The 11,571-nt window shown below is 49.8% G+C and carries 8 protein-coding genes; 5 read left to right on the top strand and 3 right to left on the bottom strand.

Features of this window, described 5'->3' with window-relative positions:
* Positions 1-101 precede the first annotated feature (101 nt).
* Positions 102-1,442, top strand: coding sequence for a cation:dicarboxylate symporter family transporter (locus N7268_RS22040; protein WP_260864483.1), 1,341 nt, complete (start codon positions 102-104; stop codon positions 1,440-1,442).
* Between the two features lie 66 nt (positions 1,443-1,508).
* Here N7268_RS22040 and N7268_RS22045 read toward each other — a convergent pair whose 3' ends face one another.
* Positions 1,509-2,537 (bottom strand): HoxN/HupN/NixA family nickel/cobalt transporter, encoded by a 1,029-nt coding sequence (locus N7268_RS22045; RefSeq protein WP_260864484.1) that lies wholly within the window; start codon positions 2,535-2,537, stop codon positions 1,509-1,511.
* A gap of 462 nt (positions 2,538-2,999) precedes the next feature.
* Here N7268_RS22045 and N7268_RS22050 point away from each other — a divergent pair, with 462 nt between their 5' ends.
* The 3 genes from N7268_RS22050 to tus all read left to right on the top strand — a co-directional run bounded on the left by N7268_RS22050 (position 3,000) and on the right by tus (position 6,921).
* A complete protein-coding gene (locus N7268_RS22050) occupies positions 3,000-4,364 on the top strand; it encodes a GGDEF domain-containing protein (protein ID WP_260864485.1) in 1,365 nt (454 codons plus the stop codon).
* A gap of 252 nt (positions 4,365-4,616) precedes the next feature.
* Positions 4,617-5,918: a two-component system sensor histidine kinase RstB gene (rstB, locus tag N7268_RS22055; protein WP_260864486.1), complete on the top strand. Its 1,302-nt coding sequence runs from the start codon at positions 4,617-4,619 to the stop codon at positions 5,916-5,918.
* A gap of 73 nt (positions 5,919-5,991) precedes the next feature.
* Positions 5,992-6,921: a DNA replication terminus site-binding protein gene (gene tus / locus N7268_RS22060; protein ID WP_260864487.1), complete on the top strand. Its 930-nt coding sequence runs from the start codon at positions 5,992-5,994 to the stop codon at positions 6,919-6,921.
* Here tus and fumC read toward each other — a convergent pair.
* Both fumC and fumB read right to left on the bottom strand, forming a co-directional pair.
* Positions 6,918-8,321 carry a class II fumarate hydratase gene (fumC, locus tag N7268_RS22065; RefSeq protein ID WP_260864488.1) on the bottom strand — a complete coding sequence of 468 codons (1,404 nt, stop codon included), beginning with the start codon at positions 8,319-8,321 and terminating at the stop codon, positions 6,918-6,920. The genes tus and fumC overlap by 4 nt on opposite strands.
* A gap of 142 nt (positions 8,322-8,463) precedes the next feature.
* Positions 8,464-10,110, bottom strand: a complete 1,647-nt coding sequence (gene fumB, locus N7268_RS22070) for a class I fumarate hydratase (RefSeq protein ID WP_260864489.1) — start codon at positions 10,108-10,110, stop codon at positions 8,464-8,466.
* A 263-nt stretch (positions 10,111-10,373) separates the two neighbouring features.
* On the opposite strand from fumB, the gene manA reads away from it, so the two are divergent.
* Positions 10,374-11,549, top strand: coding sequence for a mannose-6-phosphate isomerase (gene manA / locus N7268_RS22075; protein WP_260864490.1), 1,176 nt, complete (start codon positions 10,374-10,376; stop codon positions 11,547-11,549).
* The last annotated feature ends 22 nt before the right edge of the window (positions 11,550-11,571 follow it).

An 11,571-nucleotide genomic window follows, 5' to 3' on the forward strand; every position in this document is an offset into this window, starting at 1 on the left:
TAATCCGTTCCGGTCCTGACCCCTGAGGGTTTATAGGTTTATTTTTAAAAACAAATCTCTTTCCGGCATTTCAGGTGCTGAATGAGGCAAGAGGCTACAATATGTTCGTTACTCCCGCGTATATCGCGTTTTTTTTGATTTGTTCATGGACAATATTCAAGAACAACCAAAAAAGCCATTCCCTTTCTAAAAGTGTCTTCATTGCTATTTTTCTGGGTGCCATTATCGGCTTATCCCTTCATCTTATCGCTTCCGACCACAGCAAAACGGTTATTGACTGGTACAATATTATCGGTAATGGCTACGTAAATTTGCTGAAACTGGTGGCGGTTCCACTGATCTTTATCTCTATACTCTCTGCCATCAATAAGCTCGAAAACAGTGCCGGCATTGGGAAAATGTCGTTGACCATCGTCGGATGTATGCTCTGCCTGGTCATGATTGCAGGGTTTATTGGATTACTGACAGCGCATGTGTTAGGGCTGGATGCCAGTGCTTTTGGCCATATGCAATCAACGCTGACGGCAGATGATGTCAGTAAGACCGCGTCGGTTTCACTGCCTAAACTGATCACTTCGCTGATCCCCACTAATATCTTCCAGGACCTTACCGGCGCAAGAAGTGTTTCCGTTATTGGTATTGTGATTTTCACGCTCCTCGCCGGTGTTGCATTACTAAAAGTCAAACAAGACGCACCAGAGGAAGGTGAAAAATTAAGCGCGGGTATTAATGCCATCCAGATTTGGGTGATGAAAATGGTGCGAATTGTTATTGCCCTCACGCCCTACGGCGTAATGGCATTAATGGCCGGTGTATTTTCCGCTTATCGGCTGGAACAATTTGCCAGTCTGGTAGGTTTTATTGGCGCCTGTTACATCGCGATACTGATGATGTTTATTGTTCACGCGCTAATACTCCTTCTGAGCGGTAACAATCCCGTTCATTATTTTAAAACCGTCTGGCCGGTCCTCACCTTTGCGTTTGTTTCACGCAGTAGCGCAGCGTCTATTCCGCTGGCAATTACCGCGCAGGAGAAATTTGGCGTACAGAGTACAATTGCTAATATCGCCGCCTCATTTGGTTCCAGCATGGGTCAAAATGGATGCGCCGGGATCTATCCTGCCATCATGGTGGCAATGATTGCGCCAACAATGGGAATTGATCCGTTTTCTGTCCACTTTCTGCTTGCCATGCTGCCGGCAATTGCGCTGGGTTCAATTGGTGTAGCAGGCGTTGGTGGAGGTGGCACTTTTGCTGCATTGATCGTCCTTTCAACGCTTAATTTCCCGGTTGCGCTGGTGGGGATTTTCATTGCGATCGAACCCATTGTCGATATGGCCAGAACCGCCTTAAACGTCAACGGTTCAATGATGTCTGGGGTACTCGCCAATCGTATTTTGCATAAGGCATCCACGACATCACAGCGTGTTAACGCTGAATAAGCGATAATTTTTCATCAATGAAAGCCTTCCTGTTTTCTGGAAGGCTCTTCTCGCGTATCTTTTTCGTCAACCGAATGTCAGCCCATCATATTTTTTCCAGCGGTAATTCAACGCCGAGATGATCCAACAGGTGATGAATACACCAATGATAATAAAGCCCACGTTGCCCATATGATCACTCAACCGGCTGACGGTGTCCCAGAGCCCGCCCTGCAGTGAAAATGTGTCTGACATCAGGCCCAACGCCTCCAGCCCACCGATAAACAGGGCGACAATCACGGAGGTTCCGGTAATCGTCATGTTGTAATACAGCTTCCGCTGCGGCTTATTAAACGCCCAACCGTAGGCCTCAACCATCAGAATACTGTCGAGACAATCTATCAACGCCATACCGCAGGTAAACAGCGCAGGGAAAACCAAAATAGACCAGATGGACATTCCACTGGTAGCGCTTGACGCTGAAATCCCCAACAACGAAATTTCCGTCGCGGTATCAAAACCCAGGCCAAACAAAAAGCCGACAAAATACATATGCCAGTCTTTTCCTACGAGCCTGAAGGCGGAACGAAAAAGCCAGCTCAAAGGCCCAGAGACGGTGACATCTTCTGTGCTGTGATCATAGTTGCCAGTGCGTTTCAGATGGCGAAATGCTTTCCAGACATGGCAGAAAATAATGAGGTTAATGATGGCCAGAATAAGCAGGAACGCCGCAGAAACAGCAGTACCTATTATCCCACCCACATTCTGAAACCATGCCATGTGCTGTTTAAACGCGCTGGTGGTAAGGGCGATACCAATACTTGCCAGCACCACGATGGTGGAATGTCCGAGTGAAAACCATGCGCCCGTCGTCAGCGCACGTTTTTTTTGCTGCATCAGTTTTCGTGTTGCACTGTCGATAGCAGCGATATGATCGGCATCCACGGCATGACGCAAACCATAGCACCACGCAATGAGACAGAGCGCCAAAAGCGAGGAGTTACTGCTAAATACCGTGAATGCCCAAAGCCAGGCCAAAATGTTAACTGCAGTCAAAAAAGCCACCAGCAGCATGCTATTTGGGCGCTTTTTAATCAACGACAACAATGAACTCATCGTTTACGCCCCATTAATTTTGTAATAAAAGACACCCGTTAACCGCCGTTCATTGATTGATAAGTAAAACCTGTAGCCGATAAATAATAACGTTTAAAAATCATCTGCCCAGTGTCTTAGATCAAAGTCAGATATCGCCTCAGACTTGCGCTATACACATTACTCCATATTGCAGGCGGTTCACGCAATCCGGGCAAGCTAGCCCCACTCCGGCAACACGAATGTAGATGACGAGATACTGCAGTGATTGTTGCAGTTGTCATTGTGGGAACGATTATGATTAACAACCCAATCGACCAAAAAGACACATACTTTAGGGAAGGATGATGAGTATCATGTCTTATTAACTTATTAAAATTGTTTTGATTTATTTGATTGTTACAATTCATAAAAAGTAAAAGTCATCAAAAATATATTATTCTAAATCATCATAATATTATAAATTTGTTTATGAGCATTCTAATGATCACAACACAGCAAAAAAATAACAAAAAGAATATAACGTTTTTCTTACTATTATCTCTTGGTGCATTCCTGCTTCTGTGGCTCTCCCCTCTGAACCCTAACCATTACTCGCTTTCACTCTACCCGGTCATTGCCACGTTTACTGGCGCTCTGCATATTCAGATTGGTTGCTTTATGATTATGAACTACTTAAGCTACCGAAAAAATAAACATCTGTTACCTCTGGCGTGCGCGTTTCACAGTTCAGGTATACTCCTGTTAATCGCGCTGTACATTTACTTTTCGCATTCAGTTCCGCAAGGCATCATTTTTAATGACATTGCTATCTTGCATTCGCTAAGAATCATTCTCACCACCGGTTTATTTTTGGTTGCTCTTTACTTATATAAAAACGAAAAGAAACAACAAAAATACAATCAAGCCATTGTCTGCTCTGTTTTTCTGTGGTGTTTTTTACATCTGGCTGTCGCCATTTTTTATTCAACCCACCCAACATCACCGTCTTTACAGATGATCAATCTCGCCACATATGAGTGGCTGTATCCAGCACATGGGTTGTTCACAGCATCTTTCCTTCTCCTTTGGTTAGGAATCGTGTTTTTCATCATCCGTCTGACCCAACTTAAAAACCAGTTCTGGTTGAGTATGTCGCTGGTAGCACTGAGCAACCTGGTGATTCTTATGACGCTGTTTAAATACTCTTACATGAACTCCTTTGGCTGGTTTGTTGCGCGCGGTGTGGAATGCCTGGGCTCGATGGCGGTAATGACGGTTTTAATGTCAGATATATTTCATCGTTTTAAGGCGTCACGTCAGGCCTATGAACTTTCCTATGAAAACTCAGTTCGCGATCCAATGACCCGGCTTTACAATCGGGGATATTTTTATAACTCACTCAGCAATGAAATTAAAAAAAGCCATCAACGTAACCCCATTAGCATTATTTTTTGCGACATTGACCACTTTAAATCGGTGAATGATACGTGGGGACATTTGCAAGGTGACAGAGTGATCATCAAACTTGCTGAATTAATGCTCAGCCAGGTCCGCGACCTCGATGTGGTTGCCAGAATTGGTGGTGAAGAGTTTGCCGTGATGCTTCCTGATTGTAGTGTGGAAAATGCCCAGGATATTGCCGAGCGGATGCGAAAACACATTGAAAGAGCAACACCCGCCTCTACGAACGATGATTTTCCGCGCCCTATTACGGTCAGTCTTGGTATCGTTTCCTCAGTAGATTGCGAGATTGCAGCTGAAGAACTGGCTGATAGAGCAGATCGCGCACTTTATGCGGCAAAAAACCAAGGACGTAACCGTAGCGTTATCTTTACCGGAGACTTGATGCCGTCGCCGGTCGTTTGATACGCAATTTAGCGATTCGTAAACCCTACGGCGCCCGACTGCTCGGCGCCGTCCCCGTGAAATCATTCATCTATTTCTCACCGGGCGAACAGGCCAGTACATGCAGAAATGGTTTATACAGTGTACTCTGCGTGGATAAGTGCGCTTGAGGGGGTGAGAACACATTTCTGCCCCCCGCTTTCGGTGGGCACGTACAGACCCACCAACGTCAAAAGTACATTATTCAACCTATTGAGCGTCCGGTGATTTTCCATGAAAAAACTGTTTGTGCAGTTTTACTTATTACTGTTTGTCTGCTTTCTGGTCATGACATTACTGGTCGGCCTGGTGTACAAATTCACCGCAGAGCGCGCAGGCAGACAATCGCTTGATGATTTAATGAAAAGCTCGCTGTACCTGATGCGCAGTGAATTGCGCGAGATCCCGCCTCGAGACTGGGGGAAGACGCTCAAAGAGATGGATTTAAACCTGTCCTTTGACCTTCGCGTTGAACCGCTGAATAAATACAATCTGGATACCCCAACCATGCAACGCCTGCGTGAGGGCGATATTGTTGCACTGGACGATCAATACACCTTCATTCAGCGTATTCCACGCAGCCATTACGTGCTTGCCGTCGGTCCGGTCCCCTATCTCTATTTTCTGCATCAAATGCGCTTACTGGACGTCGCGCTGATGGCATTTATCGCTATTTCTCTGGCCTTCCCGGTGTTGATCTGGATGCGCCCGCACTGGCAGGAGATGCTAAGACTGGAAGCCGCCGCGCAGCGTTTTGGTGAGGGACATTTAAGCGAACGGCTACATTTTGACAGCGGCTCCAGTTTTGAACGTTTGGGCGTGGCGTTTAACCAGATGGCGGACAATATCAATGCGCTAATCGCCAGCAAAAAACAGCTGATAGATGGCATTGCCCATGAGCTTCGCACACCGCTGGTACGACTACGCTACCGGCTGGAGATGAGTGATAACCTTACTGAACAAGAGTCTCAGGCCCTGAACCGCGATATTGGGCAACTGGAAGCGCTGATTGAAGAACTGCTCACCTACGCCAGGCTGGATCGCCCGCAGAATGAACTGAAGCTCAGCGTACCAGATTTACCCGTCTGGCTGACAACGCATCTGGAGGATGTCCAGAGCGTGACGCCTGATCGTTCGGTACGTCTGCGCCATCTTGCTACGGGTGATTACGGTGCACTGGATATGCGTCTGATGGAGCGCGTACTGGATAATTTGCTGAATAACGCCCTGCGCTACTGTCAGTCTACGGTGCAAGTCAGCCTGCGACTGCAGGGAAATCAGGCGACACTGATTGTCGAAGATGATGGTCCCGGTATCGCACCTGATGCCCGTGAGCAGATTTTTGAGCCGTTTGTTCGCCTCGATCCAAGCCGTGACCGTGCGACGGGCGGCTGTGGGCTTGGACTTGCTATCGTCCACTCTATCGCGCTGGCAATGGGCGGTACCGTTGTTTGCGATGAGAGCGAATTGGGCGGCGCAAGGTTCACGTTTAGCTGGCCCGTCTGGCATAACATTCCTGAATTTTCAGCTGCCTGACCCCTACCGCTCGGTGGTCAGGGGGGAAATGTTATGCTATAAAAAAGTATGTTGTAACTAAAATGGTAAACATATGGCTCGTTACGATCTCGTCGAACGTCTGAACGGCACTTTCCGCCAGATGGAACAGGAACTGGCGCATCTGACCGACACGTTGCAACAGCAGCCGCTGCTGATTGCACGCGTATTCTCCCTGCCTGAAGTGGCAAAAGAGGCAGAGCACGATCCGCTTGAGACCATTGATGTGAGACAGCACCTGGGCAAAGAAGCCGAAACGCTGGCGCTTCGCCACTACCGCCATTTGTTTATCCAGCAGCAATCGGAGAATCGTAGCAGTAAAGCCGCTGTACGCCTCCCGGGGGTATTGTGCTACCAGGTGGATAACCGCGCGCAGGCCACACTTGAAGAGCAAATACTGCGTATCAATCAACTGAAAACGACCTTTGAGCGCATCGTTACCGTGGAATCGGGACTGGTTCCGACGGCGCGTTTTGAATGGGTGCACCGGCACTTGCCGGGACTGATTACGCTGAACGCCTACCGCACATTAACCGTTGTCCGCGAGCCCGCCACCTTACGATTTGGCTGGGCTAACAAGCACATCATTAAAAACCTGAAACGTGATGAAGTGCTGGCACAGTTGGAAAAGAGCCTGACATCGCCACGCAGTGTGCATCCCTGGACGCGTGAGGAGTGGCACGCCAGGCTGGAGCGCGAATATCAGGATATCGCCGCGTTGCCGCAGCAGGCGAGATTAAAGATTAAAAGACCGGTAAAAGTACAACCCATCGCCCGCGTCTGGTACAAAGGAGAACAAAAACAGGTGCAATACGCCTGCCCGACCCCGCTGATCGCGTTGATTAACAATGACAATGGGATGACGGTACCGGATATCGGTGAGCTGCTGAATTACCAGGCGGATAACGTCCAGCACCGTTATAAACCTCAGGCGCAGCCGCTAAGGCTGATCATCCCGCGACTGCACCTGTATGTTGCGGATTAACGTCCCGGTCGCATGCTACCGACCATCAATTCCGGGCGTACCCAGCTGTCGAACTCCGCTTCGCTAAGGTAGCCCAGCGCGAGGGCGGATGCTTTCAGCGTCAACCCTTCTTTGTGCGCTTTTTTGGCAATCTCGGCCGCTTTATCGTACCCGATATGGGTATTGAGCGCGGTCACCAGCATGAGCGACTCGTTGAGCAGTTGATCGATTCGCTCACGATTCGGTTCAATCCCGGTCGCACAATGTTCGTTAAAGCTTTCCATACCGTCAGCCAGCAGGCGTACGGATTGCAAGAAATTATGGATAACCATCGGTCGGTATACGTTGAGCTCAAAATTCCCCGATGCCCCTCCCATATTCACGGCAACATCATTGCCCATGACCTGGCAGCACAGCATAGTCAGTGCTTCACACTGCGTGGGATTGACCTTACCCGGCATGATTGAACTGCCCGGCTCATTTTCAGGAATCGCTATTTCGCCAATACCACAGCGCGGGCCGGATGCCAACCAGCGGACATCGTTGGCAATTTTCATTAGCGATGCCGCCAGTCCTTTTAACGCCCCGTGGGCGTGCACCAGCGCATCGCAGGTTCCTAACGCTTCAAACTTATTGGGTGCGGTAATAAACGGCGCGGAGGTCAACGCCGCCAGCTCGTCCGCCACGCGTACCGCATATTCAGGGTGCGTGTTAAGTCCGGTGCCCACCGCCGTGCCGCCGAGCGCCAGTTCAGCGACGTGCGGTAAGCTGTGTTCAATGTGTTTCAGGTTATGTTCTAACATCGCAACCCAGCCAGAAATTTCCTGACCCAGTGTTAGCGGTGTCGCGTCCTGCAGATGCGTACGACCGATTTTTACGATATCCGCGAAGGCATGCGATTTTTCGCGCAGCGTCGCCGTCAACACGTTCAATTGTGGAATAAGGTGCTCACGCAGAGCCAATAGCGCAGCAACGTGCATCGCCGTAGGGAACACATCGTTGGAGCTTTGGCTTTTATTCACATCATCATTCGGGTGAATTTTGCGTTCCATGCCTCGCACACCGCCCAGCAATTCACTGGCCCGGTTTGCCAGTACCTCATTCATATTCATATTGCTTTGCGTGCCGGAACCGGTTTGCCAGATAGCCAGCGGAAACTCATCACGATGCTTATCGGCTAATACTTCATCTGCCGCCTGCATGATGGCGTTCGCTTTATCTGCGGCCAATAACCCCAAATCCTGATTCACCTTCGCAGCGGCGCGTTTCGTCAGCGCCAGCGCATGGATCAGCGAGACCGGCATTTTCTCCGTTGAGATACGAAAATGCTCCAGCGATCGTTGGGTTTGCGCGCCCCAGAGTTTATCAGCCGGAACATCAATCGCCCCCATTGAATCATTTTCGCGGCGTACCGTTACCATTACCTGCTCCTTATATTATCTATTGATTAGGTTATGTTTCGACATTGCCCACTTGCCATTGGTCTTATGAGTATTAACGAGGATTACACGGTTGTTTGGTGGTTCGTGCGGTAAAAAAAACCGCCCCGAAGGGCGGCTGACGTTACTTAACGCAGCGTGCGCACTGCGACGTCTGAATCTGCTGGAAGAAATCATTGCCTTTGTCATCCACAAGGATGAACGCCGGGAAATCTTCCACTTCAATTTTCCAGATGGCTTCCATCCCCAGTTCCGGGTATTCCACACATTCCAGACTCTTGATACTGCCCTGCGCCAGCACAGCAGCAGGACCGCCAATGCTGCCTAAATAGAAACCGCCGTGTTTCTGGCAGGCATCTGTCACCTGCTGGCTGCGGTTTCCTTTTGCCAGCATAATCATACTCCCGCCCTCGGACTGAAGCTGATCGACATAGGAATCCATACGCCCGGCGGTTGTTGGACCCAGTGAACCCGAGGCATAGCCTTCCGGTGTTTTGGCGGGGCCAGCATAATAGATCGGGTGATCTTTAATATACTGCGGCAAACCTTCGCCGTTATCCATCCGTTCTTTCAGTTTCGCATGCGCGATATCACGTCCAACGATAATCGTCCCGTTCAGCGACAGACGCGTGGAAACAGGATATTGGGACAACTGAGCCAGAATCTCTTTCATCGGGCGATTGAGATCCACGCGTACCGCTTCACCTTCCCCCGCCTGACGCAGCTCTTCCGGGATATATTTGCCCGGATTATGCTCCAGCTTCTCGATCCAGATACCGTCACGGTTGATCTTTGCTTTGATATTGCGATCGGCAGAACAGGAGACACCCATTCCAACCGGGCACGACGCGCCGTGGCGCGGCAGGCGGATCACGCGGATATCGTGGGCAAAATATTTCCCACCGAATTGCGCACCTAATCCCAGATTCTGCGCTTCGGCCAGCAACTCTTTTTCCAGCCCGACATCCCGGAAGGCCTGCCCATGCTCGTTACCTTCCGTCGGCAACTCATCATAATATTTCGCAGAGGCCAGTTTGACGGTCTTCAGTGTGGCTTCCGCTGACGTCCCGCCAATCACAAAGGCGATGTGATACGGCGGACACGCTGCGGTTCCCAGCGTACGCATCTTCTCAACCAGATAATTTTTGAGTTTACCCGGCGTTAACAGCGCTTTAGTTTCCTGGTACAGATAGGTTTTGTTCGCCGAGCCGCCACCTTTGGCGATACACAGGAATTTGTACTCATCGCCGTCCACGGTATACAAGTCTATCTGCGCAGGCAGGTTAGTACCGGTGTTCACTTCTTTATACATATCCAGCGCGGCGTTTTGCGAATAACGCAGATTGTCTTCGATATAGGTGTTATAGACACCCCGCGCCAGCGCCGCTTCGTCACCGCCGCCGGTCCAGACTCGTTGCCCTTTTTTACCCACGATAATCGCGGTCCCGGTATCCTGACAGGTCGGCAAAATACCTTTTGCCGCGATATCTGAGTTACGCAGGAATTGCAGGGCAACATATTTGTCGTTTTCGCTGGCTTGTGGGTCGCGCAGAATATCGGCGACCTGCTGCTGATGTGCAGGACGCAGCATAAACGACGCATCATGAAAAGCCTGACGTGCAACGAGGGTTAACGCTTCCGGGGCGACTTTGAGAATTTCCTGTCCTTCAAATTCGGCAACAGAAACATGGTCGCTGGTCAGCAGATAGTATTCGGTATCATCCTTTTTGAGGGGAAAAGGATGCTGATAATGAAAGGGTTTGTTTGACATTGTGCTCTCACTTACAGCTCGGTCTGGTTATTCTCTGGGCAGATGTTCCGTTGCCCTGTTTCCCTGCCGCAAGTCGGGTTGCGGGACATATGACTCTCCTGCAACCGGAATTGCTCAGGGTATTAAAAGCGAGTCACCATATCCTACACAATTTTTTAACAAAAACTGAGACAAGTACGACTTTTTACATGTGCAGGTTACTTCACTCAGGGTTTCTTGGTTTAATAGCCGTAGAAAATTCCACATTGAAACAGGGCTTGATAATGCAAAAACTCATCAACTCAGTGCAAAACTACGCCTGGGGAAGTAAAACTGCGTTAACGGAACTTTATGGTATTGCCAATCCTTCCCAACAGCCGATGGCTGAACTCTGGATGGGTGCGCATCCAAAAAGCAGTTCTCAGGTTCAGAACGCGGATGGCCAGGCAATCTCGCTGCGTGAAGTCATCGATCAAGATAAGTCTGCGCTGTTAGGTGATGCCGTAGCAAAACGCTTTGGTGAACTGCCCTTTTTGTTCAAAGTGCTCTGCGCTGCTCAACCTCTTTCCATTCAGGTTCATCCCAACAAACATAACTCTGAGTTAGGGTTTGCCAAAGAAAACGCGGCAGGGATCCCGATGGATGCCGCCGAGCGTAACTACAAAGATCCGAACCACAAGCCAGAGCTGGTTTTTGCCCTGACCCCTTTTCTGGCCATGAACGCCTTTCGCGAGTTCAAGGATATTATGGCGTTGTTACAACCGGTTTCCGGCGCACACCCGGCCATTGCCCATTTCCTGCAGGAACCGAGCGCAGAACGTCTGAGCTATCTGTTTGCCAGCCTGCTGAATATGCAGGGTGAGGAGAAATCCCGTGCGCTGGCGGTGCTGAAATCCGCGCTGAACAGCCAACAGGGCGAACCGTGGCAAACGATCCGTCTTATCGCTAACGTCTATCCTGATGACAGCGGTCTTTTCTCTCCGCTGCTGCTCAATGTCGTTAAGCTCAATCCTGGCGAAGCGATGTTCCTGTTTGCCGAAACCCCACACGCTTACCTGCAAGGTGTCGCGCTTGAGGTGATGGCCAACTCAGATAACGTTCTGCGCGCTGGGCTGACCCCCAAATACATCGATATTCCTGAACTGGTTGCCAACGTTAAGTTCGAGGCTAAACCCGCAGACCAGTTACTCACTACCCCGGTGAAAACCGATGGCGAGTTGGACTTCCCGATCCCGGTTGATGATTTTGCGTTCTCCCTGCATGAACTGTCTGCCGATGAAGCAACCGTGAGCCAACAAAGCGCAGCCATTTTGTTCTGCATTGAAGGTGAAGCCGTGCTGCGTAAGGGCGAACAGCGTCTGGTGCTGAAGCCGGGTGAATCAGCATTCATTAGCGCGAATGAATCGCCAGTCAATGTCAGCGGCGCAGGCCGTTTAGCTCGGGTTTACAATAAGCTCTAGCAAGATACTGATATTTGTAACA

Source organism: Citrobacter sp. Marseille-Q6884 (genome assembly GCF_945906775.1).
Taxonomy (GTDB): Bacteria; Pseudomonadota; Gammaproteobacteria; order Enterobacterales; family Enterobacteriaceae; genus Citrobacter.

Excerpts from the sequence above, each read along its gene's own strand:
- N7268_RS22040 (WP_260864483.1), top strand. The coding sequence starts at position 102 with ATGTTCGTTACTCCCGCGTATATCGCGTTTTTTTTGATTTGTTCATGG.
- N7268_RS22045 (WP_260864484.1), bottom strand. The coding sequence starts at position 2,537 with ATGAGTTCATTGTTGTCGTTGATTAAAAAGCGCCCAAATAGCATGCTG.
- N7268_RS22050 (WP_260864485.1), top strand. The coding sequence starts at position 3,000 with ATGATCACAACACAGCAAAAAAATAACAAAAAGAATATAACGTTTTTC.
- rstB (WP_260864486.1), top strand. The coding sequence starts at position 4,617 with ATGAAAAAACTGTTTGTGCAGTTTTACTTATTACTGTTTGTCTGCTTT.
- tus (WP_260864487.1), top strand. The coding sequence starts at position 5,992 with ATGGCTCGTTACGATCTCGTCGAACGTCTGAACGGCACTTTCCGCCAG.
- fumC (WP_260864488.1), bottom strand. The coding sequence starts at position 8,321 with ATGGTAACGGTACGCCGCGAAAATGATTCAATGGGGGCGATTGATGTT.
- fumB (WP_260864489.1), bottom strand. The coding sequence starts at position 10,110 with ATGTCAAACAAACCCTTTCATTATCAGCATCCTTTTCCCCTCAAAAAG.
- manA (WP_260864490.1), top strand. The coding sequence starts at position 10,374 with ATGCAAAAACTCATCAACTCAGTGCAAAACTACGCCTGGGGAAGTAAA.